Here is a 25,712-nt window from a genome sequence, read left to right as displayed (position 1 = left end):
CTCGCCATCGAATCCGAGTTCTCCGGCAGCCGGTGGGCGGCCTTCTCGGTCTCATACCATTCCGGCAGACATCTATTCACCAGGACGGCGCCGAGTCTGCGTGAATGGGCCGACTACTGTCGGCCCCGTCCGTCGGCCGGTCAGGAGAGCGTGCGGCCGCCTGTGACGCGGAGGAGGTCGAGTTTTCCAGCGTCGTTGCTTCCGGCCGCTGCGGTGTAGGTGACCATGCGCAGGTCCGCGCCCGGGACGATGAGGACGTCGCAGTCGAGCACGATGTCGCCGATCTCGGGATGCCGGATTGTTTTGCGGTCGGTGGTGTGCTGAACCGCCGTGCCTGTGGCCCAGCACCGGGCGAAGGCGTCGGATACTTCTCGGAGGTCTCGCACGAGACAATCGAGTTGGGCGTCCGCGGGGTAGCGGGAGGCAGCGTCTTTGAGATCGGCGACGATCGACGCCGCGAAGGCGTCCGGTGCGCGCTCGGAGTGGACGGGCCGCATCGCGGCATGAGCGGCGCCTTTTCCGAACAGGGCGCGGGCCAGATTCCGCTCGGTGGCCGGGACCACGGCGGGGTCGCCGTGCAGGGCACTCCACATGGCGTTCCACCACACCAGGGTCCAGTCTGCGGTGAACACTCCGATCGGGACGTCTCCCAGGCGCGCGGCCAGCCGTTGGATACTCGGGGGCACGTGGGTGGTGATCGTTCCGTCCTGTGGTGGCAGGAGCCCGGCGCTTCGGTAGAGCTGGTCGCGTTCGGCCCGGGAGAGCTGCAGGGCCCTGGCGAGGGCGCTGACGACTTGCGCCGAGGGGTTCTTCGCGCGTTCCTGCTCCAAGCGCAGAACGTAGTCGACCGAGAGCCCGGCCAGCTGGGCGAGCTCCTCGCGGCGCAGTCCCGGGGCGCGGCGGCCCGGCGTCACGGTGATGCCGGCGTCTGCCGGGGAGAGGCGGTCACGCCAGGTATGCAGGAGTGCGCCGAAGCCGGAGTGGGAGGCAGCCATGGCCCTATTGTCGCCGTCCGGCAGCGGACGAGCCTGGGTACTGCTGGTCCTAGTGACGGGCACGGCACTGGTTGACGGTGGCGAGAGCGACGAACGTGGGTGGTGCGCAGGCCGAGCCGCATCGCCCCACCAGCCCGAAGGAGTCCACCATGCCGCACACCATCGTCATGACAGGCGCGAGCCGCGGGATCGGCCGTATCGCCGCCGAGCGCATCGTGAGCGAGTCACCGGACGTACATCTCCTCGTCGTCGCCCGCGGGTCCTCCGGTGCACGGCTGTCCGCAGCGCTCGGGGAGGGTCGGTACGCGGTCTCGCACGTCGAGGCGGACCTCGGCTCGCTCGCGAGCGTCCGGTCGGCCGCCATGGCGATCCGGGACCGGCTCAGCCGCGGTGACCTGCCGCCGCTGCGCGGCTTCGTGGGCAACGCCGGCATGCAATACACCAACGCGCTCACCGAGGGACCCGACGGGTTCGAGTCCACCTTCACCGTCAACGTGCTCGCCAACCACCTGTTCATCCGCCTGCTCGAGGACCGCTTCGTCGCTCCTGCCCGGATCGTGATCACCGTCAGCGACACCCATTTCGGCGACTTCCAGCACAACATGGGCATGGTGCCCGGACCGGCCTGGCGCTCCCCGGACGCCCTCGCCCACACCGGCGCCTTCCCCGAGCCCGAAACCACGGCCGGCGGACGCACCGCGTACTCCACAAGCAAGCTGGCCGCCATCTACCTCGTGCACGAATACGCGCGCCGCCTGCCGGCCGGAATCGACGCCGTCGCCTACAATCCGGGGTTCGTCCCCGGCACCGACCTCGCTCGCAACGCCGACCCGGTCTCCCGGTTCGCGATGCGGCGCATCCTTCCGGCGCTGACCCTCACACCATTCGCGACCAGCCGCGGCGCCGCGGGACGATACCTCGCCGACGTCGTCCTCGGCGCGACCAAGGCGCCGACCGGCTCCTACGTCGACCGGGGCCGTGTGGCCCGGTCATCCGAGGAGTCCTACGACCCGCGGCGCGAACGCGAACTCTGGGACGCCGCCGAACGATTCACCGCGGCGACCGTCGACCAGTCACGGACCTCTTCGATCCCGCTTTCGCCGAACTCCAGGCCACGCTGATCAAGGTGGGCCGGAGTTCGGGGATCGGGTGCCGGTGCGCAGAGTCGGTTGATCCCGACAGTCGCTCAGAACGCGCTTCCGGAGAACGGCAGGGGGAACAACCCGTTCCACCCGTTGCCGCCCCGATTCCAGTTGCCGTGGTCGTGGCGTCCGCGATTCCAGTCGTCGTCGCGTCCGCGGTTCCAGTTGTCGTTGCGTCCGCGGTTCCAGTTGCCGTGGTCGTTGCGTCCGCGGTTCCAGTCGTCGTTGCGTCCGCGGTTCCAGTTGTCGTGCCCATGCCGATTGTGGCCAGGGCGATCATGGACCAGGTCGATCTGATCGGCGGGCTCGAGCACCACCGCGTCGGCGAGCGCGGGCACCGCGATGGCGGCAATCGGCATCAGGGCAAGCGCGGAGGTGACGGCAACGCGTGCGACCGCGCGCCGGGTACGTCCGTGCTGGTGCGTGTCTGGGCTCATCGGGAACTTCCTCACTCGATAACGTCGTCCGGTCGGTGACCGGCCGGTAGTCCGGCCCGATATCTGTTCCACTCACGCGCCGGAGGGCTTCAATACGTCCGCCAGCGTACCGTTATATAACGGTACATTCAATAGGTAACCAAGGCTGGTCGCCGCTCCTGCCGTGGTGGGTGGCCATTTCCGCGCGGCGGATCGGGCCGCACGCTGCGGCTGCGAGCTCGTGAGCAGGGGGGAATAACCCGCTACCCGCGACAGCTATCCTTTACTGGTCATGAAGTCGGCTTATTCGGGTCCGGTCAACGGTGCTGCGCCCCAGACGGTCTACCTCGATCATGCGGCGACCACACCGATGCTGCCTGCCGCCATCGAGGCGATGACGGCTGCCATGAGCATGGCGGGCAACGCGTCCTCGCTGCACGGATCGGGGCGCGCCGCTCGACGGTTGCTGGAGGAGGCGCGCGAGTCGATCGCCGCCGACCTGGGCGCCCGTCCGTCGGAGGTCGTGTTCACCTCTGGCGGCACCGAGAGCGACAACCTGGCGGTGAAGGGTATTTTCTGGGCGCGTCGCGACGCCGAGCCGCGCAGGAACCGGATCATCGCCGGCTCGGTCGAGCATCACGCGGTGCTCGATGCGGTGGAGTGGCTGCAGCAGCACGAGGGCGCCGAGGTGACCTGGCTGCCGGTGGACGCCGAGGGCGTGGTCGCGCCGGGCGCACTGCGCGCTGCGCTGGCCGAGAACCCGGGTGACGTCGCGCTGGTCACCATCATGTGGGCGAACAACGAGGTCGGCACCATTCAGCTGATCGATGAACTCGCCGCTGTGGCACAGGAATTCGGCGTGCCGATGCACAGCGACGCGGTGCAGGCCGCGGCGCAGCTGCCGATCGATTTCGGTTTCAGCGGTCTTTCCGCGGCGAGCTTCGCCGGACACAAGGTCGGGGGTCCGCACGGTGTCGGCGTGCTGCTGCTGGGCAGGCAGGTGCCGTGTGTGCCGCTGCTGCACGGTGGCGGGCACGAGCGCGACCTGCGGTCCGGTACCGCGGACACGGCGGCCGCCGTCGGACTCGCCACCGCGCTGCGCCAGACCGCGATCGAATTGCCCACGCGCACAGTCGAATTGACCGCGCTGCGAGAAGCGCTGATCGAGGGTGTCCGCGCGACGGTGCCGGACCCGGTGCTCAACGGACCGGTCGGCGACCGGCGCCTGCCCGGCAACGCGCACTTCACGTTCCCTGGCTGTGAAGGTGATTCGCTGCTGATGCTGCTGGACGCGGCGGGCATCGAGTGCTCGACCGGTTCCGCGTGCACCGCGGGGGTCGCCACGCCGAGCCATGTGCTCATCGCCATGGGTGTCGAACCGTGGCAGGCGCGCGGATCACTGCGATTCTCGTTGGGGCACACCTCGAACCGCGCCGACGTCGACGCGTTACTGGAAGTGCTGCCGCAGGTGGTGGAGCGGGCCAGGGCCGCGGGCCTGGCCGGTGCGAAGGGAGGTGCTTGATGCGGGTACTCGCCGCGATGAGCGGTGGTGTGGATTCGGCCGTGGCGGCGGCACGTGCCGTCGACGCCGGTCACGAGGTGGTCGGCGTACATCTGGCGCTGTCCGCGACACCGGGCACGCTGCGTACCGGGTCGCGCGGCTGCTGCTCGAAGGAGGACGCCGGTGACGCCAGGCGTGCCGCCGACGTGCTCGGAATCCCCTTCTATGTCTGGGATTTCGCCGATCGCTTCAAGGAAGACGTGATCGACGATTTCGTCGCCGCGTACGCGGCGGGCGAGACGCCCAACCCGTGCCTGCGCTGCAACGAGAAGATCAAGTTCTCCGCGCTGGCCGATCGCGCGGTCGCGCTCGGCTTCGACGCGGTGGTCACCGGTCACTACGCGCGGCTCGCGGACGGCGTGCTGCGCCGCGCCGTCGACGCGGACAAGGACCAGTCCTACGTGCTCGCGGTGCTGACCGCGCAGCAGCTTTCGCGTGCGATGTTCCCGGTGGGGGACACCCCCAAGCCGCGCATTCGCGAAGAGGCCGCCGAGCGCGGGCTCGCTGTCGCGAACAAGCCGGACAGCCACGACATCTGCTTCATTCCCTCCGGCGACACCCGCGCCTTCCTCGGCGCGAAGATCGGCATCCGGCCCGGGGCGATCGTCGACTCCGACGGTCAGGAGTTGGCGAGGCACGACGGCGTGCACGGGTTCACCATCGGCCAGCGCAAGGGCCTCGGGTTGCCGGGCCCTGCCGCCGACGGCAAGCCTCGGTATGTGACCGCCATCGATCCCGACTCCGGCACGGTCCGCGTCGGTTCGGCCGAGGACCTGCGGGTATGGGCGGTCGAGGCGGATCGCGCGATCTGGACTTCGGATACCGCGCCGGATGGGCCGATCGAATGCGTCGCGCAGGTCCGCGCACACGGCGGCACCGCACCCGCGGTCGCCGAAGCGGTGGGCGACGGGCTGGTAGTGCGACTGCGCGAGCCGTTGACCGGCGTCGCGCGCGGCCAGGCCGTGGTGCTCTACCGTCCGGATCCGCAGGGCGACGAGGTGATCGGCAGCGGAACCATCGCAGGTACCGCCCACGAGGCCGTCATGAGCGATACGGGGTCGGAAGCGGCGCGGTGAGGCGGGCCGGGCGGCCGGTGCGGGGATGAGGAACGGAATCACCGGTGCGCCCGCGTGCTCGACGCTGGGGTCCGGCAACGGAGGATCGAACGGACGGGAGTGATGGTGTTCGAGACCGGTACGGATGGCATGGCACACGACGGCGAGACGGACGTGGTGACCGAGCCCGCGCGCATCCGGGGCGGAATCGCGACCGGGGTCGGCTCCTGGCCCGGTGTCGATCCGCGCGAGGCCGCCGCGACGATCGTCGGCGAACTCGGCGACCTGCCACACCTGGTGGAGCTGCCGAATCGCGGCGCGGGCGCGGACCTGATCGGCCGCGCCTCCGCACTCCTGGTCGACCTGCGTTTCGACACCACGACCAGGGGCTACCGGCTCGCGCCCCGCCCGGGAGCGGTCTCGCGACGGGCCGACGATCTGCTGCGCTCGGACCTGGACGCGCTCGAAGAAGCGTGGGAGAGCGCCGGTCTGTCCGGCAGCGGCCGGCTGATCAAGGTGCAGGCGGCGGGGCCGCTGACCTTGGCCGCGCAGGTGGAGTTGCCCGGAGGGCATCGCCTGCTCACCGATTCCGGTGCGGTACGTGACCTTTCGGAATCCCTGGTCGAGGGGCTGGCCCAGCATGTCGCCGAGGTGCGCAAACGGCTCGGTGCGGAGGTTGTTCTGCAACTGGACGAACCGTCGTTGACTGCGGTGCTGGACGGCTCGCTGCGCGGTGTGAGCGTACTGAACACCGTGCGCTCTCTGCCCGAGCCCGAGGCGCTCGCCGTCCTGGACTCGGTGATCACCGGCCAGTCGGCGCCGGTGCTGGTGCACAGCTGCGCCGAGCTGCCCGCGTTGGCTCTGCTGCGTCGCAGCGCCGCTGCCGCGGTCGGCTTCGACCTGGCCACGATCGGCGCCCGCGAGCTCGACGAGATCGGTGAAATCCTGGAAGCGGGAAAGCAACTGGTGCTCGGCGTGGTCCCGACTGTCGCACCGACGACCTCGGTCACCTGGCGCGACGTCGCCGAGCCTGGCGTCCGGCTGGTCGACCGGCTCGGCTTCGGCCGCAGGACGCTGGCGGAACGGGTCGCGGTCAGTCCCGCCTGTGGTTTGGCGAGTGCTGGGCTGGAGTGGAGCCGCAGGGCCCTGCGGCTGGTCGATGAGGTCGCGCGGGCGTATGCCGAAGAACCGGAAGAGCTTTCGTTCTCTTGACCTCCGGCGGCCGTACGAACAACACGCCGCGCCCGCGGACGGTGCCGTCCGCTACCACGTTGTGAGGGATCCGGGCTCGGTCGCCGGCCGGCTCGTCGCCGTGCTCCGCGGGGAAAAGGACCGGCCGGAATCCATGCTGTCGAGTGCGGCGACGTGCGCGAACGCCGCGATGTGCTGTCGGTGGCCTCCGCTAATGTGCGATACGTGAGTGACAGCGACAGCGCGGCGGCCCCGGCGACGGCAGAGCAGCGGGTGAAGTGGCAGCAGCTCGCGGACGAGGTGCGCGAGCACCAGTTCCGCTACTACGTGCGGGATGCGCCGATCATCTCCGACGGCGAGTTCGACGCGTTGTTGCTGCGATTGCGGGCCATCGAGGAGGAGCACCCCGACCTGCTCACTCCGGATTCGCCGACCCAACTCGTCGGCGGCGGGTTCGCGACCGATTTCACCGCGGTCGATCACCTCGAGCGGATGCTGTCGCTGGACAACGTTTTCGACGTCGACGAGCTGCGCGCCTGGGCGAGCCGGGTGGCGGCGGAGACCGGGCCGGACCTGCACTATCTGTGCGAGGTGAAGATCGACGGTGTCGCGCTGAACCTCGTCTACCAGAACGGGCGCCTGGTCCGCGGCGCCACCCGCGGCGACGGACGCACCGGCGAGGACGTCACGCTCAACGCCCGCACCATCGACGACATCCCCGGCGTGCTGGCGCCCAGCGACGAGTTCCCGATCCCGGACCTGCTCGAGGTCCGCGGCGAGGTGTACTTCCGGCTGGAGGACTTCGAGACCCTCAACGCAGCCATAGTGGCCGAGGGCAAGCCGCCATACGCCAATCCGCGCAACACCGCGGCCGGTTCGCTGCGGCAGAAGGATCCGTCGGTCACCGCGCGGCGCAGGCTACGAATGATCTGTCACGGCTTCGGCCGCATCGAGGGCTATTCCCCCACTTCGCAATACGAGGCGTACCGCGCGCTCGCGGCTTGGGGTCTGCCGGTGTCCGAGCACACCAGGCGGGTGCAGGGCATCGACGCGGTGATCGAGCGGGTCGCCTACTGGGGCGAGCACCGGCACGACATCGAGCACGAGATCGACGGCCAGGTGATCAAGGTCGATGAGACGGCGTTGCAGCGCCGCCTCGGCTCCACCTCGCGCGCGCCGCGCTGGGCGATCGCCTATAAGTACCCGCCCGAGGAGGCGACAACCAAGCTGCTGAAGATCGAGGTGAACGTCGGCCGCACCGGCCGGGTCACCCCGTTCGCGGTGATGGAGCCGGTGTCCATCGCGGGATCCACCGTCGCCATGGCGACCCTGCACAACGCCGCCGAGGTGAAGCGCAAGGGCGTGCTGATCGGTGATACGGTCACCATCCGCAAGGCGGGCGATGTGATTCCCGAGGTGCTCGGCCCGGTGGTGGACGCGCGCCCCGACGACGCGCGCGAGTTCGTCATGCCGACGCACTGCCCCGAGTGCGGCACCGAACTGCGGCCGGAGAAAGAGGGCGACGCCGACATCCGCTGCCCGAACCAGCGGTTCTGTCCGGCGCAGTTGCGCGAGCGCGTGTTCCACGTGGCCGGGCGCGGCGCCTTCGACATCGAGTCGCTCGGTTACGAGGGTGCGATCGATCTGCTGAAGTCCGGCGCGATCGCCGACGAGGGCGACCTGTTCGATCTCGACGCGGCGGCGCTGCTGACCACCTCGCTGTACGCCAACAAGAACGGCAGCCTCTCCGCCAACGGAAAGCGGCTGCTGGACAACCTGGAAGCCGCGAAGGACCGGCCGCTGTGGCGAGTGCTGGTCGGGCTGTCCATCCGCCACGTCGGCCCTAGCGCGGCGCGTGCGCTCGCCGCCGAGTTCGGCAGTCTGGACCGCATCCAGGAGGCGTCGGTCGAGGAGCTGGCCGCCGCCGACGGCGTGGGCCCGACCATTGCGGCCGCTGTGGCGGGATGGTTCAGCATCGACTGGCACCGCGCGGTGGTGGCGAAGTGGCGGGCCGCCGGTGTGCGGATGGAGTACGAGGGCGAGGAGTTCGTCGAGCGCAATCTCGAGGGCCTGTCCATCGTGGTAACGGGCTCGCTGCAGGGATTCACCCGCGACGGTGCCAAAGAGGCGATCCTTGCGCGCGGCGGCAAGGCATCGAGCTCGGTGTCGAAGAAGACCGCGTATGTGGTGATCGGTGATTCGCCGGGGTCCAAGGCCGAGAAGGCGGAGGAACTCGGAGTGCGAATCCTGGACGAAGACGATTTCCGGCTGTTGCTGGAAGAGGGCCCCAGCGCGGTGGCGCTGGAAACCGACGCCGAGGACGCCGACGCCGAGGAGTGACCACATCCTGCCGAACAGGTCGACAGGGCCTCAGCTGACCGTCACGGTCGCGCTCAACTGTCCTGGGATATCGAACCGTCCGCAGCGGCCGTCGCTCAGGTCGAGTTTCTGGGTCACCAGTTTGCCGCGGGAGTTCTTGAACGTCGCCTCGGCGGTCACGTCCGCGGTCGGCGTCGAGCACACCTTCGATACCGGCGCCGACGGGTCGTAGCCGACCGTCCCTCCGCCCTGGCACGTGTTCGTGCTGTTGGCGAGAAACACCCGCGCGGTGCCGTCCGGACACGGCGCGTCGGCGACCGCCTCGGGCGCCACCGCCAACGACCCGAGCGCGAGCACGGCGACAATGGAGCTTCGGACTACAAGACGACGAACCGGCAGTTTCATCGTTACCTATCCCATCGAGCTGCTACAGCAAATCCGGCCGCGAACCCGCACGGCGTCCAGAATGCTAACCCGCTATCACCACAGTTGTCCCGGTGGTCGGTGCGGGCTACTCGGCGAACAGCAGGTCGTCCACCGCGAGTGTGGTGCCCGCGTAATGCACCGGGATGTGGTCGCCGGGCTGGTATTCCTTGCGCGTCCGGTACCCGGCAGGTGTCGGTTTCGGTGTGCTCGTAGATCACAGTTCGGGTGACCACCCGCGGTCATGCGCTCAGGGTACCGTGCCGCCGAGCACCGAACCATTGTTCGCAGACCTGTTCTGCCAGGTAGCGGTCATGATCAAGTGCCGGCGTCCAGGAACGTTCGTGCGTTGGCGAGTCGGTGTGAGTGGTCGAGTGCGCGCAGCGCGGGCGACGTCTGATCGCAAGGCGGATTCCGGGTACTACGGGCTGGTGTCGCCGAGCTGTGGTGGAGACGGAAGTATGGCGGGCATGCTGCGCAGTTTTCGTGTGACCAATCACAGATCGCTGGCCGAGGGGCAGGAGCTGCGGCTGACCAAGGGAAGCGGGCCGGTGGCCGTGCCGGTGACCGCGATCCACGGCGGTGCCGCGTCGGGCAAGACGAACCTGATCGATGCGCTCTCGCAGATGCGCGATGCGGTGTTGCACTCGGTTACCGGGTGGGATCCGTACGCCGGGCCGGTGCGAGCGCCTCATCTCGGATTCCCCGATCGGCCTTCGGAGTTCGTGGCGGCGTTCGTCGCCGAGGGGGTGCCGTACACCTACGGGTTCCGGCTGGACAACGCCGACGTGGCGGCCGAATGGCTGCACACGCATCCGCGCTCGCGTAAGCGAATCGTGTTCGAGCGCGCCGGGGAGCAGATCAAGATCGGACCGATGTTCGAGGCCGCGCGGTACGGGATCGCCGCGCTGGTGCCGCTGGTCCGTCCGAACGCCTTGCTGCTCGGCCTCGCCGGGCAGATGTACTCCGACGCGCTAGTGCCCGCGTACCGCTGGTTCCAGTCGATGCTCGAAGTACAGCGCGGGCCCGCCGACCCGGATGCCATCGCACATCGGCTGGGCAGCCACGTCTCGCGCTCACCGGAGAACGCGGCCCGCCTGCTGACGCTGCTGCGCACCGCCGAACTGGGCATCACCGACGTGCTCATCGCCGAGAACGACCCGATGTACGCCGACTACCTGCGCGATCTGGACGCCGACATCGCGGGGATCGGGAAGCAGATCGACCTGTGCGCCACCTCGCCCGGTTACGCCGACCAACTCTTGCAGGGCAACGGCCTGACCGCCGTCCTGCTGGAGCGGGAGCTGACCAACCTGAAAGCCGCCCGCGACGCTCTGTACGCGCGGATGGTCGCCCGGCGCGGCGTCGGCCTCGGCCTGGTGCACGACGGCATCGCCAACCCGTTCGACATCCGCGACGAATCCTCCGCGACGCTGTCGCTACTGCGTGCGCTGCCGACCATGCTCGACGCGCTGGACGCGGGCCGCGTGCTTGCCGTGGACGACATCGGCGCGCGTCTGCCGGTGGAGGAGGCCGATCGGCTGATCCAGCTTTTCCAGAACCCGGAAACCAATTTTCGTGGCGCCCAACTGATCTTCACCACCGACAACCGCGCCCTGATCGACCAGGGCAACGGGCGGTCGCAGCGCACCCGCACCGTGGTCTGGCAGATCCGCCGCACCAGCCAGGGGACCAGCGAGCTCGCGGCGGTGTAGCGCGCCCCTAGCATGGTGGACATGCTGGAGTTCGCCTCGCTGGTGATCTTGACCGCCGTGCTGGTGTCGCTGATCGTGTTCGCTATCCGTGGCCGCCATGGCTTCCGGCCTGCGAACCCGGAGAACGGGACGCTGCACGTCACCGGCGTGAGCCCACGCCCCGACGCACCGGGTGAGCAGTACGTGACGATCACCGGCAACCTCACCGGTCCTTCGGTGCCCGGCACTGTCGTCTACGGCCGCTTCGCCTGTGATACGAATTCCTGGCCGGAGATCGGCGATCTCTTGACCGTGGTGTACCCGCCGGGCAAACCCGACCGCTGGCAGATCTCGCACCCGGGTTGACGAGTCCGCTCGGGCGCAATTGTCTCGGTCGAATGGCCGTGCCGCCGTGAGTAAGCGTTCCGGTGCGCGGATCGACCGGCCGGTTGTGTGATGTAGCCCGTGTTACGGCCAGTGGCATCATGCCAGGTATGGAAGTGATGGACACCGGTGTAGTCGTGCGGACAGCGCGGCCGGACGAGTACGACGCGGTCGGTGAGTTGACCGCGGACGTCTATGTCGGTGCGGGCTATGTGCAGGCGGGCAGTTGGTACGCGGGCGAGTTGGCCGACACCGCCCGCCGCGCGGCGTCGGCCGAGATCCTCGTCGCCACCCACGCCGAACGGATTGTCGGCTCGCTCACCGTCGCACGTCCCGGTACCCCCTATGCGGAGATCGCGCAGCAAGGTGAGCTGGAGTTCCGCATGCTCGCCGTCGCGAAGTCGGCGCGCGGTCTCGGCGCCGGAACGGCGTTGGTGCGCACCGTGATCGACCTGGCCCGCGCGGAGGGCTTCGCCGCCGTCGCCCTCACTACCGCGTCCGCCATGGTCGATGCCCGCCGGATCTACGACCGCTTCGGCTTCCTTCCCATCCCGGCCCGGGACTGGCGCACCAGCGTCGGTGAACTCCTGAACGTCCTCCGGCTACCGCTCTGAGTTCTGCTGGTGAGCATCCGGAGCGCGGCGGCGCGGTAAGTGGCGACGAGGCCGTACGCAGCGTGATCTGCTAGGTGCTAGCCGAGGACGGTCGCGACGATTCCCGCGAGATAGCCGAGCCGGGCCACTTCGGAGGGCCGGAAGTCGGGGCCGCCCGGGCGGCCGAGCAGGAGCACCTTGCCGGTGTTGCCGAGCGGAGCGGCGGCGAGTTTGGTGTCCATATCGCGCCAGATCTCCGGGACCCAGTCACCTTCGGGGTCGAGGACGGTGGGCTTCTCCAGCGGCATCCACGGCGTCGAAGCCGCCTGAGTGTGCGGCGCACTCGGGCTTCCGACCACTCGGTACCCGCCCTGCGGCCCGATATCGATGATCGTGCTCCAGCCGACCCGCAGCACGCGGGGAACGCCGTCGACCAGCACCTGCATCCGGTCGTCGTGGGCGCTGGCCACCTGGTCGATGAGTTCGAGTTCGCGGTGGGTGTCCAGCACGCCGGAGTAGGGGCGGATGGAGTCCACGTGCACGTCGCCGATGGATTCGGCGGCGGTGATGAGGGTGTCGGGCAGTGCGCCCGATGGCACCTCGACGACCAGATCGTCGACGGCGTAGCCGGCTTCGCGTTCCACCACATCCAGCGAGAGGATGTCGGCGCCGACGGAGCCGAGAGCGAGTGCGAGCGCACCGAGGCTTCCCGGTCGATCCGGAAGTTGCACGCGGAGCAGATACGACACGCGCGTTCCTTTCCTTCGGCGGCCGAGGTTCTGAACGGATACCCGGGTGACGCAATACTTACACCCCTGTGGGCGGGTTATCGAGTCGAAGCATGGCCGGTGACGCACGCCACTCCGCAAATTCGTGCGGAAACGGCGTGTTGGATTAGTTTCGGGAGGCCGTGTCGTAGTAGCGGGGCGGGTGCGAGGAGTTCGCTCGGAATCGATCGAGCCGCACGGCAGACGAAGCACGGGTGCCGGGTGGAGGCGTCGCAACAGGTGGCTAGGCTAGTGCACGTCGACGCCGTCCGCAGCAGGCGGAACCGGTGTGAACTGTTGAAACCGAAGCCGAAAGGGGTCCCGCGGTGCCCGCCATCTCCCGCGACGAGGTCGCACACCTCGCCCGGCTGTCCCGGCTCGCGCTGTCCGATGTCGAACTGGATCAGTTCGCAGGCCAGCTGGATTCGATCCTGAGCCACGTGCGGACCATCTCCGAGGTCGCCGCCGCCGATGTCCCAGCCACCGCGTCGCCGGATCCCGCGACCAACGTGACCCGGCCCGACGAAGTCACGCCCTGCCTGACCCCGGACCAAGCGCTGTCCGGCGCGCCCGCGGTCGACGAGCAGCGGTTCATGGTTCCGCAGATCCTGGGGGAGGGCGAATGAGCGCAGCATCGCGTAGCGATTCGACTGGGGGCGGTGGTCGGGCGACGAGTGGGTCCGACCTGACCACGCTGTCGGCGGCCGAGCTGGCCGGCAAGATCCACGGTGGCGAGCTGTCCTCGGTGGAGGTCACCAAGGCGCACCTGGACCGGATCGCCGAGGTCGACGGTGAGTACCACGCCTTCCTGCACGTCGCGGGGGAGCGAGCGCTGGCGACCGCGGCCGCGGTGGACTCCGCGATCGGTTCCGGCGCGAAGCCCGCCTCGCCGCTGGCCGGAGTTCCTTTGGCGCTCAAGGACGTATTCACCACCACGGACATGCCGACCACCTGCGCGTCGAAGATCCTCGAGGGGTGGGTGTCACCGTACGACGCGACGGTCACCACGCGGTTGCGTGACGCGGGCATCCCCATCCTCGGCAAGACCAACATGGACGAGTTCGCCATGGGCTCCTCCACCGAGAACTCGGCCTACGGCCCGACCCGCAACCCCTGGGACACCACCAGGATCCCGGGCGGCTCGGGCGGCGGCTCCGCGGCTGCGCTTGCCTCGCATCAGGCGCCGCTGGCCATCGGCACCGACACCGGCGGTTCGATTCGCCAGCCCGCCGCCGTCACCGCGACCGTCGGCACCAAGCCGACCTACGGGACGGTGTCCCGCTTCGGGTTGGTCGCCTGTGCGTCGTCGTTGGACCAGGGCGGTCCGTGCGGGCGTACCGTGCTGGACACCGCGCTGCTGCACGAGGTGATCGCGGGATACGACCCGCGCGACTCCACCTCACGCGATGTGCCGGTGCCGCCGGTGGTGGCCGCCGCGCGCGCGGGTGCGCAGGGCGATCTGCGCGGCGTGCGAATCGGTGTGGTGAAGGAGTTGCACTCCGACAGCTACCAGCCGGGCGTGCTCGCCTCCTTCGACGCCGCTGTCGCGGTGCTCGAGGAGCTCGGCGCCGAGGTGATCGAAGTGTCATGTCCGCACTTCGAATACGCGCTGTCGTCCTACTACCTGGTGATGCCGTCGGAGGTGTCGTCGAACCTCGCGCGGTTCGACGCGATGCGATACGGCCTGCGCGTCGCCGATGATGGGCAGCACAGCGCCGAGCAGGTCATGGCGGCCACGCGAGCGGCAGGGTTCGGCCCGGAAGTGAAGCGGCGCATCATGATCGGCACCTACGCACTCTCGGCGGGCTACTACGACGCCTACTACGGCCAGGCACTCAAGGTGCGCACGCTCATCGCACGCGACTTCGACAACGCCTACCAGCGGGTCGACGTGCTCGTCTCGCCGACCAGCCCGTTCACCCCGTGGAAGCTGGGCGAAAAGGTCGACGACCCGCTCGCCATGTACCTCTCCGACCTGTGCACCCTCCCCACTAACTTGGCCGGTCACCCGGCCATGTCGGTCCCGTCCGGCCTGAGCGAGGACGACGGCATGCCGGTCGGCCTCCAGATCATGGCCCCCGCCCTCGCCGACGACCGCCTCTACCGGGTAGGTGCCGCCTACGAGGCCGCCCGCGGCCCCCTCTGAGGAAGTTTTCATCGGTAGGCGCGGGCGGGCGCGGTCAGCACCTTCGAGACAGAGTCGGCGCCGGGCCGTCGAGCACGCTGCAGGCTGCGTGACGCACAAGCGTGCGCGGCGGCACCGCAGCCGCGCCTTCCATAGGCGGTGACACCCGATACCATCCGGTCGGCGAGTCCGACATCGGCAGCCACACCCGGCTGCCGATGTCCGGCAACCTCACCTTGTGCCGCTCCGGTGTCGACAGACCAAATCACCACGGGCGCGACATGAAACAGCATTCCATGGGCGTCCCTAGTGAAAATCGGCGACCAGCGTGCGTGCGTGTTCGATGGCGTCTACCAGCGTTTTCGGTCCGCTCGCGTCGCCGACGACATGGTATGGAACCCCGGCACGAGTGAGCCGGTCGGCGATCTCGAGATCCGGTGTGCGGGTCGTCGCCCAGATGATCCTGTCGACGTGGGGCTGGGTCGTCAGTGTTCCGTCGGCACTCCGATACCGCAGTGCGCCGGGCTCCCACGCAACGGGCACGACAGACGTGACGCAGTCGACTCCAGCCGCACTCAAGCGCCGTTGGATGCCGAGGCGACCGACCCACGGAACGAACGCGCCGATCTCCGGTCGAGTGCACAACAGCACCGTCCGCGCGTGGTCGGGGGCCAGTAGTTCGGTGAGTGCGTATACGGCAGTGTCGTGATAATCGTCGACAACAACGAGGACACCCCTCCGGTCACCGGTCGGCAATGGCGAGTCCCGCGGCTGCTGGATACCGTCGACGAGTTCCCGGATTCCCACGTCAGACACCGATTCCGCGTCGGCGAACAGCGTCGGCCGTGGCATCCGCGCTCCGGTCGCGAGAATCACTGCGTCCGGTGCTTCGGCGAGCACGGCATCCGCGTCCGCTGGCCTCGGCAGCTCCCGGAATCCGACACCGGCCGCAATGGCGCGCCGGTGCAGTTCGTTGACAAGCAGACCCAGTTCAGCGCGTCCAGGCAGCGTGGATTCGGCCGCGATCTTGCCGCCCAGCCGTGGCCCATGCAGCAGGGTGACCTCGTGCCCGCGCTCGGCGATACCCGCCGCGGCCTCCAAGCCCGCGACGCCGCCGCCGACCACGGTGATCCGCCGACGGCGAGTCACACGTAGCGGACTGGGACGCCCCCACCCGGGGTTCACCACGCACTCGCCCGCCTGCCCCGCCTGCACCCGGCCCCAGCACAGATTGCAGTAGAGGCATCGTCGAACCTCACCCCCGGATCGGGCCTTGCGCGGCAGGTCCGGGTCGGCGATCAGAGCACGGCCCATCGCTACGAGATCACAGCAGCCCTCGCTCAGCGCGCGCTCGGCGTCGTCGGCCGTCCTGATCCGGCCGACCGCGATCACCGGCACCGCTGCCCCGATCCGGGCGCGCAGATCGGATGTCAACGGCAGGAAAGGGGTCGGCGGATAGTGCATATCGGGGATATGGTCGCCGAAGTTCGGTGCCACAGTGCCCTGGGTAAGCGAGACGTAGTCGACCGGTGTGGCGGAGCAGATGTCGGTGAGAACGGCTGCGGCCTGGGCCGGGCCGATCCCATCGGGAATCCCTTCGTCTCCGGTAATCCGCAGCCCGACAACGAAATCCGCACCACAAGCCGCCCGAACCCCGGCGACGATCTCCCGGACTATCCTGGTGCGGTTGTGCAACGACCCACCGTAGGAGTCGGTGCGCTCGTTCCAGTGCGGCGACAGGAACCGGCTCAGGAGATGGCCGTGTGCGGCATGCACCTCCACGCCGGAGAACCCTGCGCTCGCGAATACCGCTGCGGCCGAGACGAATGCGGACACGGTCTCATCGATCTCGACCGGTGTCATGGCGCGTGGCACCTCACCGCTGTAGAAGTCGGGCACCGGGGATGGGGCGATACGCTCCACAGCGCCGTCGGCGGCCACCCGGCTGGAGCCGGTGTGGTGCAGTTGCGCAACCAGGCGGCAGCCCGCGCCCTCGACGATCTCCGCCAGGTGGGCGAACGCGGCGCGATCGCTCGAACGGTAGGCGATCGGCATGGTCGGGTGCGGTCCGGACGCGGGATGCACCGTGGTGGCCTCGAGTACGATCATCCCCGCGCCGCCGCGGGCGAGTTGCGCGTAGCGTTCGATGAACCGCTCACCGAGGTCGTGGTTGCGGGCGAACCCGGCCTGAATCGCTGGGACGACAATTCTGTTCTCGAGCCGCATGGCACCGAGGGTGACCGGGCTGAACAGCCGTGGATAGCGCTGCCGCACACCGACTTCGATCGCCTTCGAAATCAACCCGGTCATACTCCGTCCCATTCCAGGGGCGGTGTGCGCGGACCGTGCAGGCATGACATGTGCGCGAGGTCGGTAGGCGCGGTCATCGCACCGCTGCGGACAGCGCGGAGTGCAGTACGGCACCGATGGCCGACATGTGTGGTTCGGCGCAATCGAACAAAGTGCTCGCTTCCGCATCGACATGGTCGATGATCACCTTGTCGGGCGGAGTGGCGCGGAGCGCGGCGGCATAGGGCGAGTCCGGATCGACAATCTGCTCGCCACGTTCGACGCCGCCAACTGATATCACGTTGAAGGTGGTTCGCACGCCGCCATCAGGACGATAGGCGAACATGGCCGCCAGATTGGCCCAGTAGACGTCGACTCGGCGGTGCAGTTCCGCGCGACTCACACCCGCCAGCTCTGGCAGCGAACTCAGGAAGTCGACCAAGACATCGGCACGCTGATCCTCGGGGGCGTCGACTATCCGCCGCATCGGCAAGTCCACCGGCCGGCCGAGCAGGCGTTCGATGATGAAGCCGTAGTCGATCAAGGCGCGCGTAGCCAGTGCGTCAGCGGTTGGCATCTCGCGCCAGCTCCGCGCGAAAGCCGGCATCAAATGCACCAGCACTGCGACGGTTTCCCCTGCCGCCTCCAGCTGCCGGGCGGTTTCGAACGCGGGCAGCCCGCCCATGCAATTACCCGCGAGATAGTAGGGGCCACGCGGCTGAACGCTCCGGATACCTCGAATAGCCTGTGTGGCAATATCTTCCACCCGAGTGGCGGGCTTCTGTTCATCGTCCAGGCCGGGCGTTTGACAGCCGTACACACCCCAGGCGGCGGGAATATGGGGTAGATAGCCATTCATGTACGCGACGCTGCCCTCGGTCGCAGGGAAAATGAACAGCTTCGGTGTGCCCTGCCGCAGCACCTTGATACTCGACCCCTCCAACTCCAGCAGTCGAGCTTCCGCATTCTTGTCGGCAAGCAGGCGACGCAGCGCAAGCCGCTTTGTTTCGGATAGGTGTTCCAAGCGTCGTGCCAGCTCGGTCATCACGGTTCGCCTTTCAGTTGGATGGTCTCACCGAGGCTCGCGGCATCGGCGTCGGACATGGCCTCGATGGCGGCCAGAGCCTCGAGCAGGGCCTGATCGGCGTCCTCGGTCAGCAGTCCCGCGACGGTGGCGACCGTCGCGTCCTGCATGAACCGGTACAGCGGTATGCCGACGCCGCGCGCCTGTTCGATGCGATGCAGGACGCGTGTCGCGGCAAGTGAGTGGCCGCCGAGGAGAAAGAAGTCGTCATCGCGGCCGATTGCCTCGACTCCGAGCACCTCCTGGTAAACGGCGGCGACGAGCATTTCATCGTGCGTAGCGGGCGGATCACCGATACTCGCCCGGGCGGGCGGCGGCAACTCGGCCCGGCGCAACCGGCCCCGGTCTATCTTTCCGTTGGCGGTGCGTGGCAGCTCGGTATGCGTGACGAACCGCTGTGGCACCAGCGCCGGGCGCAGAGTACGGGCGGCGAAACGGGCCAGCTCCGATTCCGGCACTGCCACATCGGGATCGGTGAGCACATGTGCCACCAACAACTCCGTCTCCGTCAGCATTACCACGGTCTCCCGCACGTCGGGATGCGCACGGATGACCTGCTCGATTTCCTCGGGCTCCACCCGGTGACCGCGAACCTTCATCTGATCATCGATGCGACCGAGCAGCTGCACCTCCCCCGTCATCCGCTGCCGGGCGAGATCGCCGGTCCGGTAAGCGATTACCGTGCCGTGGTCGGTTGTGATGGGTGCGAAACGCTCGGCGGTGAGTTCGGGCTGTCCCACGTATCCCAGGGCGAGACCGGCGCCGCCGATGCAGAGTTCGCCGGTTACTCCCGGCGGTACCGGCCTGCCGCGGGAATCCAGAATATGCACGGTGGTCTCGGCGATCGGGGCGCCGATCATGATCGGTCCGTCCGTATCGACCCGCCAGCGGGTCGACCAGATGGTGGTTTCGGTCGGGCCGTAGAGATTCCACACCTGTCCGCAGGCGGCGAGCATTCGATCGGCGAGGTCGCGGCTGAGCGGCTCGCCTCCGCACCAGGCGCGCAGGTGCGGTTGGCCGGCCCACCCGGCGTCCAACAGCATCCGCCACGATGACGGGGTCGCCTGCATCACCGTGGCGCCGCTGGCTGCGACCAGGTCGGCCAGCAGCCGCGGATCGCGGGCTTCTTCATCGGTGGCGACTACCAGCGTCGCGCCGGTGCCGAGCGGCAGCAGCAGTTCCAGCAACGATATGTCGAAGAACAGGGCGGTTACCGCGACCAGGACGTCCGTGGAGTCCAACCCCGGGGCCTCCCCCATCGACCGCAGGAGGTTGGCCAACGCGCGATCCGGGATCTCCACCCCTTTCGGCAGGTCGGTGGATCCGGATGTGTGCAGGATGTAGGCGGCCTGACTACCGTTGCCTGCCCGGGAGCGGCGCGAGGGGACGGATGTGGCAACGGCGGGGCGCAACCGTGGTAGATCGACGGGTGCGAGGGCGTCGGTTTCCGGTGCAGTCCACACAGCGGTGAGTCCGACGTTCGCGGCGATCCGGTGCATTCGCTCGGCGGGCAGGTCCGAGGGCAGCGGAACGAAACATGCTCCGGCACGGAGAGTGGCCAGCACTGCCGCGACCATCTCCAGTGAGCGCGGTAGCACAATGCCGACTCGCGCGCCGATAGGCACACATGCGCTGACCGCGGCCGCCATCCGGTCGACGATTGCGTCCAGTTCCCGATACGTGAGCATGGCACCGGCGCAGCGCACGGCTTCCCGGTCCGGGGTCCGAGCCACCTGCGTGGTGAACAATCCGTCGACATCATGCGATGCGGGTTCGAGACCGCGTGTGCCGTTGGCCGCGGCGATCACGGCCCGGTCGACGTCGGTCGACGCCGAGATCGTGTGTACCGGCTGGTCCGGATCGGCGGCGAGCCGACCCGCCAGTGCCTGCCAGCGGCGGGCGGACGATTCACCGGTGGTGGTATCGAAGATATCGGTGTTGAACCGTATTACGAGTTCAGCCCAGCCGGAGTCATCGGGCGTCACGTGAGCTTCCAGGTCGAACTGGGTGATGCCGTCGTCGAAGCTGATCGGTTCGGCGCTGATGCCAGGAAGGTCCAGCCGCATCGGTATGTCTTGGAGTGCGAAGAAACTCTGGAACAGCGCATTGCGGCTGGTGTCACGGACCGGGGCCAAGCGCTCCACCAACCGTTCATACGGAAAGTCCTGGTGATCCCAGCCCGCAGCGCTCATGCGCCCCACCGCGGCTACCAATTCTCGAAAGGTCGGCTCATCGGACAGGTCGACCGGCAGCACCACTGTGCTGACGAAACAACCTGCGGTGTGGTGGAATCGGGCCGAAGGCCGGTTCGCATGCGGCGTGCCGATCACGGCATGCTCCTGGCCGGTGTGCTTGATCAGGAAGGTCGCGTGCACGGCGAACAGTGCGGCGAAAAGCGTGGTGTGCTCGACGCGGGCGAGGCCGGTGAGCGCGCGTATCGTCGGCTCGTCCAGCACGGCCGTTGCCAGACCACCACGATAGGTGCGTACCGGCGGGCGCGGGCGGTCCAGCGGCAGCTCACCGTCCGCCACGCCCTCGAGCAGTCTGGCCCAATGCTCCACCGCGGCCGAGCGGCGCGGGTTCTCGCCTTGGGCGCGATCGTAGGCGACGAATTCGGCGTAGTCGGCTTCGGCGGGCGGGACGGGCTGCCCATGGTAGGCGAGAGACACCTCCTGCATGACCCGCGCGCACGTCCAGCCATCGGCGACCAAGTGGTGCACCGAAACCCCCCACAACCAGTCGTCATCCCCGGTCCGTATGACTACCGAGCGCAGCAGCGGCGGCCGGGAGAGATCGAACGGCCTGATCAGCTCGGCGCGCAGCAACCGGCGCGCTTGCTCCGGTCCGCAACCGAGCGCGGTACGCACCGAGCATTCCGGCCGAACGTCCGCACTGATCAACTGCACAGCACGGCCGCCGATTTCGGCGAAGCCGGCGCGCAGCCCGGGGTGCGCGTCCACCACCGCGGCGAATGCCTTGTGCAACACGTCCGGATCCAGTGCCCCGCGCAGCCGGTGAACGTAGCTGAACGTGTAGCCGAGTCCACTGGGATCGAGCTGTTGCAGGAACCACAGTCGTTGCTGCACGCTCGACAGCGGCAGTGCCCGCCGCCCGGCCAGCAGTTCAACCAGTTCGTCACGCCGCTCCCGCAGCCGCCCGGTCACCTCACCGGTCAGCGCCTCGGCCGGGCCGCGCAGACTCAATCGTCCGTTGTCACAGGATATTTCGCCACCAAGACCGATGACCTCGGCGAGCACGGCATCGAGAGGGATTCGCTCGGCACCGGTGACCGGATTGTTCACAGTGTTATCTCCGTATAGGGATTCGTGGGCTCGGCCGAGGCGCCGTCGCGGAAGGCGTGCAACACCAATTCGGTCAATTCGGAGAGACAGCTCGCCTCCAATATCGCGGAGACCGGAACCTCGGCGCCCAGATCGCGCAGTACGGCGTTACGCAGTTGCATAGCGGTCAGCGATGTCGCCCCGGACGTCGTGATCGGAGCATCGACGCGAAGCTCGCCGGGACGAGCCCGCAACAGCGAGCAGAGCTGGTCGGCGAGGTAGCCATACACGAGGGCGATGCCACGATTCGTGTCCGCGGCATCCAGCTCGGAACGTAGATCGGTGGTGTCTGTGTCTGATTCGCCGGCACCCGGATCCTCGGTCAGCCAATAACGACGGCGCTGCCACGGGTAGGCGGGCAGTCCGATCTGCCGGCCGTACGGGATCGGCATACGGGTGAGGTCGAGATCCGCCCCGGCGGTGTACAGCGCGGCGAGCGCCGACAGCAGGCTTTCGCGATCCGGACGGTCACGGTGCAGCACACCGACAGCGGTCACGTCCCGGTCCCTCGGATCCCGCGTCGCGGTTTCCTCGATGGCGCCGGTGAGCACCGGGTGTGGCCCCAGTTCTACGAAACACACCGGGCCGCGATCGATCTCGGCGGCCACCACCGCGCTGAAGCGAACAGTCGCGCGCAGATTACGCACCCAGTAGTCGGCGTCGAGATCCTCGCCGGTGTGCGCTCGGCCCGTCACTGTCGACAGAAATGGAATGTGTCCCGCTCGCGGTAGCAGACCGCGCAATCCGGATCGCACGCCGGGCAGGCTCGGCTCCACCTGCCGACTGTGCGCGGCGGCGTTCACCTGTAGCGACCGGACCAACACCCCCTGGACTTCCAGGCGGGCGGCAAGCGCCGCCATGGGCTCGGGTGGACCGGCGAGCACGCACGTGTGCGGACCGTTCACAGCGGCGATCTCCACACCGTCGGTTGCGGCGGCCGCGGCCTGCGCCTCGTCCAGATCGACGAGCATCATAGACCCCGCGCCGGACAAGTCGGCAAGGGCAGCGCTGCGACGGCAGATCACTCGCACCGCGTCGGGAAGCGTCAGCGCACCGCACACATACGCTGCGGCTACCTCGCCCATGCTGTGTCCGATTACGTCATCGGGTACTACGCCCCAGTCACGCAGGAGCGCCGACAACGCGACCGACACCGTGAACAGGGCGGGCTGTACCGTATCCATGGCCTCGGTATCGAGCGGTCGCTCGCCGCGTAACCACGGTCCCAGATCCGGTCCGCCCTCCGCCAGCAACAATTCGGCACAGGTGTATGCAGCGCGACGGAACGCGGGCTCATGGGCATAGAGCCGCACACCCATACTCGCGTATTGACCGCCCTGGCCCGGGAATACGAAGACGATCTTGGGTCGGGGATGGGCGGCGCGACGTTGCCACAGGCGTGGCGTTGGAGTTCCCTCGGCGAAGGCGTCGAGTGCTTCGGTCGCCTGTGCACCGTCGTCGGCCACGACAGCGAGCCGATAGTCGTGGTGGTCACGGTGCCGCAGAGCGGTGTGGCAGATGTCGGCGAACGTCTCGGCGTCGGCGTCTCGTAACCGGCTCGCGAGTCGCCGCGCCGATTCCGGCAGTGCCCGCGGATCGCGCGCCGAGACAGTGAGCAGGCTGGTCGCAGTCAAGGGGGGTTCGGGCTGCGCGCCGACCACAACGGACGGGCCCCCTCCGGCCTCTCGCAACGCGGCGGCGGTCGCCGCGAGCACGGCCGCAGCAGGCCGGTCCCGCTGCAGGGAGGCCAGCACCGACAGCTCCGGAACACATGCCTGAACATCGCGCACCGTGATCGGGTGCGGGTTGACGTCCAGGAGGACCGGGTTGCCCAGAGCACGGGCGACGGCGGTGACCGTATCGGCGAAGGAGACCGGTTCGCGCAGGTTGCGACACCAATAGTCGGCGGTCAGCACGCTGGCATCGAGTTGGTCGCCGGTGACCGTCGACCACATCGGGATGCCGGCCGGACCTGGTGTGATCCGGGACAGCTCCGAACGCAGGCGTGGCAGCACCGGATCCATGGCGGGGGCGTGCGAGGCGTAATCCACATCGATGCCGCGCACCGAGATCCCAGCCGCGGCAAGCGCGGCAGTGCACGCTGCGACCACATCGGGCGTTCCCGAGATCACGCATCGATCCGGAGCGGGCACTACCGCGACGGATGCGCCTGCCTCGGTGATCGTGCTGCGAACCTCGGGCTCGCCGCTCTCCACCACCGCCATGGCACCCGGCCCGGCAAGTTCCCCGACCAGCCGCGTTCGGGTGCAGACGATCAGCGCGGCGTCCTCGACACTCAGCGCGCCACTGACGTGGGCTGCCGCGATCTCGCCCATACTCTGTCCGATCACCGCGGCGGGTTGCAGTCCGGCGGACATCCACAGGTTCGTCAGAGCCACCTGCATGGTGAATACTCCGGCCTGAACCCAGGTCGTGTCCGGTAGCGGTGCCGGACGACACAGAGCGTGCGCGATCGACCCACCCAGGTACGGTGCGAATGCCGCATCACAGCGCCGCACCGCGACGGCAAAGGCCGGACGCGCCATCAGTTCAGCCGCCATCGCCGGCCATTGCGATCCTTGCCCGCCGAAGACCAGCACCACCGGTGGGTCGGCGGCACCGTGCGGCACCAGGAGTGGACTGTTGTCGGATTTCCATTCACCCAGCACCACATGGCAATTCGTGCCACCGAAGCCGAACCCGCTCACCCCCGCGTACGCGGCACCGGACTCCCGCCGCGGCCACGCCCGGGCGCTGGTCGGCACCGCCAGGCGCCACGTCTCGAAGTCGATGTGCGGATTCGGCCGTTCGAAATGCAGGTTGGGCGGGATGGTCCGGTGATACAGCGCCAAGGCGGTCTTGATGAAGCCGGCCACACCGGCCGCGGCTTCCAGGTGTCCGATATTGGTCTTCACCGCGCCGAGTAGCAGCGGTCCTCCGCGGTCGGCGCCGTATACCGCGCCGAGTGCGCTCGCCTCGATCGGATCACCGAGTTCGGTTCCCGTGCCATGGGTTTCGACGAAATCCACGTCGCCAGGCGCGATTCCGGCGTCGGCACACGCGGCGCGCAACACCGCCTCCTGGGCTGCCGGATTGGGTGCGGTGAGGCCATTGCTGAAACCGTCGTTGTTGACTGCCCCGCCGAGGATGGTGCAGTAGATCCGGTGGCCTTCCGCCAACGCCCGCGACAGCGGTGCCAGCACCACCAGACCAGCGCCTTCGCCGCGGACATAACCGTTGGCGCGGCTGTCGAATGCCTTACACCGGCCGTCGGGTGACATCGCACCGAACCGCGACATCGCCACCGTGCTCGGCGGGGTGAGCATGAGGCTCACCCCGCCGGCCACTGCCATGTCGCAGTCACCGGACGACAGCGCCCGGATCGCCTGATGGATCGCCACCAGCGAGGACGAGCACGCGGTATTGACGGTGATGCTCGGTCCGGTGAGACCGAGCAGGTAGGAGATGCGCGCGGAGATGATGCTCGTGTCCATGCCCGTCGCCGAATAGGACGTCATGAGCGCAGGGTCAGCGGCCAGCAATGCGGCATAGTCGGTCCACATCGCCCCGGTGTACACCCCGACCGCCTGCCCACGCAGCCCGCCGGGGCGCACTCCGGCGTCGTCGAGCGCTTCCCACGCAAGCTCCAACGTCAGCCGCTGTTGCGGGTCGATCTGTGCGGCCTCACCAGGTGAGATACCGAAGAACAGTGGATCGAATTCTGCTATCTCGTCGAGAAATCCGCCATGACGCGTGGCGACCTTACCGGGTTCGTCGCGATCCGGGTGGAACCACCGCATAGCATCCCACCGTTGCACCGGTGTCGCGCCGACGGCGTCACGGCCCGTGCACAGCAACTCCCAGAACTCGTCGACCGTGGCCGCACCGGGCAGACGAGCGGCAAGTCCGATCACCGCAATCGGCTCCCGCTGGGGTCGGGGCGCTGTCGAACGGGCACGGTCCACAGCCTCCGACCGTGCCGGCCCAGCGAGGTAACGGGCAAGTTCGCCCACCGTGGGATAGCGCCACGCCGCCGTGGCAGGCACCGCGCGACCGACACGTTGTCCGGCCCGCGTCAGAATGGCGGTGATGGCAAGGGAGTCAAGGCCGTACGATGTGAACCGTTCGTCCGCACGGACCCGCGATCGGCCGAGTCGACCGGCCTCGGCGACCTGTTCGAGCAGCCAGTTCTCCCATTCGCCGATCATGGATTGACCGTCCATCTCGTGACCGCCGGATATGGTCGCCAACGCCCTGGCCTCTCCCGCAGGAACAGATTCCGATTCGTCTTGCCAGACTTGCGCCAGCCGAAATACGGGCACTGCTGCGTATT

18 protein-coding genes are annotated in these 25,712 nt (G+C 68.4%); 10 read left to right on the top strand and 8 right to left on the bottom strand.

Translation table 11 applies throughout. The features are described 5' to 3' along the window. Positions 1-140 precede the first annotated feature (140 nt). A complete protein-coding gene (locus tag OHB12_RS15855; RefSeq protein WP_327120274.1) occupies positions 141-995 on the bottom strand; it encodes a helix-turn-helix transcriptional regulator in 855 nt (284 codons plus the stop codon). A 149-nt stretch (positions 996-1,144) separates the two neighbouring features. Between OHB12_RS15855 and OHB12_RS15850 the strand changes: the two genes are divergently transcribed. Continuing rightward, entirely contained in the window at positions 1,145-2,116 is a 972-nt protein-coding gene (locus tag OHB12_RS15850) for an SDR family NAD(P)-dependent oxidoreductase (RefSeq protein WP_327120272.1), read from the top strand. Positions 2,117-2,181: 65 nt separating this feature from the next. Here the strand turns inward: OHB12_RS15850 and OHB12_RS15845 are convergent, their stop codons facing one another. After that, positions 2,182-2,574 (bottom strand): hypothetical protein, encoded by a 393-nt coding sequence (locus OHB12_RS15845; protein WP_327120270.1) that lies wholly within the window; start codon positions 2,572-2,574, stop codon positions 2,182-2,184. A gap of 271 nt (positions 2,575-2,845) precedes the next feature. Here OHB12_RS15845 and OHB12_RS15840 point away from each other — a divergent pair, with 271 nt between their 5' ends. The 4 genes from OHB12_RS15840 to ligA all read left to right on the top strand — a co-directional run bounded on the left by OHB12_RS15840 (position 2,846) and on the right by ligA (position 8,700). Next, the gene (locus tag OHB12_RS15840) at positions 2,846-4,075 is read left to right on the top strand and encodes a cysteine desulfurase family protein (RefSeq protein ID WP_327120268.1); all 1,230 of its coding nucleotides are present in this window, start codon (positions 2,846-2,848) and stop codon (positions 4,073-4,075) included. Then, a complete protein-coding gene (mnmA, locus tag OHB12_RS15835) occupies positions 4,075-5,190 on the top strand; it encodes a tRNA 2-thiouridine(34) synthase MnmA (protein ID WP_327120266.1) in 1,116 nt (371 codons plus the stop codon). The genes OHB12_RS15840 and mnmA overlap by 1 nt, the downstream gene beginning before the upstream one ends. A 156-nt stretch (positions 5,191-5,346) precedes the next feature. After that, entirely contained in the window at positions 5,347-6,381 is a 1,035-nt protein-coding gene (locus OHB12_RS15830; protein WP_327121153.1) for a methionine synthase, read from the top strand. 204 nt (positions 6,382-6,585) lie between these two features. Beyond that, complete coding sequence (gene ligA, locus OHB12_RS15825; RefSeq protein ID WP_327120264.1) at positions 6,586-8,700, top strand: NAD-dependent DNA ligase LigA; 2,115 nt, start codon at positions 6,586-6,588, stop codon at positions 8,698-8,700. A gap of 30 nt (positions 8,701-8,730) precedes the next feature. On the opposite strand, the gene OHB12_RS15820 is transcribed toward ligA, so the two are convergent. Further along, entirely contained in the window at positions 8,731-9,084 is a 354-nt protein-coding gene (locus OHB12_RS15820; RefSeq protein ID WP_327120262.1) for a hypothetical protein, read from the bottom strand. Positions 9,085-9,572: 488 nt separating this feature from the next. On the opposite strand from OHB12_RS15820, the gene OHB12_RS15815 reads away from it, so the two are divergent. The 3 genes from OHB12_RS15815 (at position 9,573) to OHB12_RS15805 (ending at position 11,794) form a co-directional block, all read left to right on the top strand. After that, positions 9,573-10,817: an AAA family ATPase gene (locus OHB12_RS15815; protein WP_327120260.1), complete on the top strand. Its 1,245-nt coding sequence runs from the start codon at positions 9,573-9,575 to the stop codon at positions 10,815-10,817. A 21-nt stretch (positions 10,818-10,838) separates the two neighbouring features. Then, a complete protein-coding gene (locus OHB12_RS15810) occupies positions 10,839-11,162 on the top strand; it encodes a hypothetical protein (protein WP_327120258.1) in 324 nt (107 codons plus the stop codon). A 119-nt stretch (positions 11,163-11,281) separates the two neighbouring features. After that, positions 11,282-11,794 (top strand): GNAT family N-acetyltransferase, encoded by a 513-nt coding sequence (locus OHB12_RS15805; RefSeq protein ID WP_327120256.1) that lies wholly within the window; start codon positions 11,282-11,284, stop codon positions 11,792-11,794. Between the two features lie 77 nt (positions 11,795-11,871). Here OHB12_RS15805 and OHB12_RS15800 read toward each other — a convergent pair whose 3' ends face one another. Next, a complete protein-coding gene (locus tag OHB12_RS15800) occupies positions 11,872-12,522 on the bottom strand; it encodes an amino acid-binding protein (RefSeq protein WP_327120255.1) in 651 nt (216 codons plus the stop codon). Positions 12,523-12,866: 344 nt separating this feature from the next. Here OHB12_RS15800 and gatC point away from each other — a divergent pair, with 344 nt between their 5' ends. Continuing rightward, positions 12,867-13,166, top strand: coding sequence for an Asp-tRNA(Asn)/Glu-tRNA(Gln) amidotransferase subunit GatC (gatC, locus tag OHB12_RS15795; RefSeq protein ID WP_327120254.1), 300 nt, complete (start codon positions 12,867-12,869; stop codon positions 13,164-13,166). Beyond that, positions 13,163-14,686, top strand: a complete 1,524-nt coding sequence (gatA, locus tag OHB12_RS15790) for an Asp-tRNA(Asn)/Glu-tRNA(Gln) amidotransferase subunit GatA (RefSeq protein ID WP_327120252.1) — start codon at positions 13,163-13,165, stop codon at positions 14,684-14,686. Before gatC ends, gatA begins: the two co-directional genes overlap by 4 nt. Positions 14,687-14,971: 285 nt before the next feature. On the opposite strand, the gene OHB12_RS15785 is transcribed toward gatA, so the two are convergent. The 4 genes from OHB12_RS15785 to OHB12_RS15770 all read right to left on the bottom strand — a co-directional run bounded on the left by OHB12_RS15785 (position 14,972) and on the right by OHB12_RS15770 (position 25,602). Beyond that, on the bottom strand, positions 14,972-16,975 hold the full coding sequence (locus OHB12_RS15785; protein ID WP_327120250.1) for an oxidoreductase: 2,004 nt from the start codon (positions 16,973-16,975) through the stop codon (positions 14,972-14,974). 73 nt (positions 16,976-17,048) lie between these two features. Continuing rightward, positions 17,049-17,999: a thioesterase domain-containing protein gene (locus OHB12_RS15780; RefSeq protein ID WP_327120248.1), complete on the bottom strand. Its 951-nt coding sequence runs from the start codon at positions 17,997-17,999 to the stop codon at positions 17,049-17,051. Beyond that, positions 17,999-21,340 (bottom strand): non-ribosomal peptide synthetase, encoded by a 3,342-nt coding sequence (locus tag OHB12_RS15775; protein WP_327120246.1) that lies wholly within the window; start codon positions 21,338-21,340, stop codon positions 17,999-18,001. Before OHB12_RS15775 ends, OHB12_RS15780 begins: the two co-directional genes overlap by 1 nt. Next, the gene (locus tag OHB12_RS15770) at positions 21,337-25,602 is read right to left on the bottom strand and encodes an acyltransferase domain-containing protein (RefSeq protein ID WP_327120244.1); all 4,266 of its coding nucleotides are present in this window, start codon (positions 25,600-25,602) and stop codon (positions 21,337-21,339) included. Before OHB12_RS15770 ends, OHB12_RS15775 begins: the two co-directional genes overlap by 4 nt. Positions 25,603-25,712 lie beyond the last annotated feature (110 nt).

The sequence above is a fragment of the Nocardia sp. NBC_01730 genome (assembly GCF_035920445.1).
Lineage (GTDB): Bacteria > Actinomycetota > Actinomycetes > Mycobacteriales > Mycobacteriaceae > Nocardia.
The sequence above is the reverse complement of the archived record's forward strand: the minus strand, read 5'-3'. Positions and strand labels throughout refer to the sequence as shown.

What these genes read in the sequence shown, in the direction of transcription:
- OHB12_RS15855 (WP_327120274.1), bottom strand. Translation starts at nt 995, where the DNA reads ATGGCTGCCTCCCACTCCGGCTTCGGCGCACTCCTGCATACCTGGCGT.
- OHB12_RS15850 (WP_327120272.1), top strand. Translation starts at nt 1,145, where the DNA reads ATGCCGCACACCATCGTCATGACAGGCGCGAGCCGCGGGATCGGCCGT.
- OHB12_RS15845 (WP_327120270.1), bottom strand. Translation starts at nt 2,574, where the DNA reads ATGAGCCCAGACACGCACCAGCACGGACGTACCCGGCGCGCGGTCGCA.
- OHB12_RS15840 (WP_327120268.1), top strand. Translation starts at nt 2,846, where the DNA reads ATGAAGTCGGCTTATTCGGGTCCGGTCAACGGTGCTGCGCCCCAGACG.
- mnmA (WP_327120266.1), top strand. Translation starts at nt 4,075, where the DNA reads ATGCGGGTACTCGCCGCGATGAGCGGTGGTGTGGATTCGGCCGTGGCG.
- OHB12_RS15820 (WP_327120262.1), bottom strand. Translation starts at nt 9,084, where the DNA reads ATGAAACTGCCGGTTCGTCGTCTTGTAGTCCGAAGCTCCATTGTCGCC.
- OHB12_RS15815 (WP_327120260.1), top strand. Translation starts at nt 9,573, where the DNA reads ATGCTGCGCAGTTTTCGTGTGACCAATCACAGATCGCTGGCCGAGGGG.
- OHB12_RS15810 (WP_327120258.1), top strand. Translation starts at nt 10,839, where the DNA reads ATGCTGGAGTTCGCCTCGCTGGTGATCTTGACCGCCGTGCTGGTGTCG.
- OHB12_RS15805 (WP_327120256.1), top strand. Translation starts at nt 11,282, where the DNA reads ATGCCAGGTATGGAAGTGATGGACACCGGTGTAGTCGTGCGGACAGCG.
- gatA (WP_327120252.1), top strand. Translation starts at nt 13,163, where the DNA reads ATGAGCGCAGCATCGCGTAGCGATTCGACTGGGGGCGGTGGTCGGGCG.
- OHB12_RS15785 (WP_327120250.1), bottom strand. Translation starts at nt 16,975, where the DNA reads ATGACCGGGTTGATTTCGAAGGCGATCGAAGTCGGTGTGCGGCAGCGC.
- OHB12_RS15780 (WP_327120248.1), bottom strand. Translation starts at nt 17,999, where the DNA reads ATGACCGAGCTGGCACGACGCTTGGAACACCTATCCGAAACAAAGCGG.
- OHB12_RS15770 (WP_327120244.1), bottom strand. Translation starts at nt 25,602, where the DNA reads ATGGACGGTCAATCCATGATCGGCGAATGGGAGAACTGGCTGCTCGAA.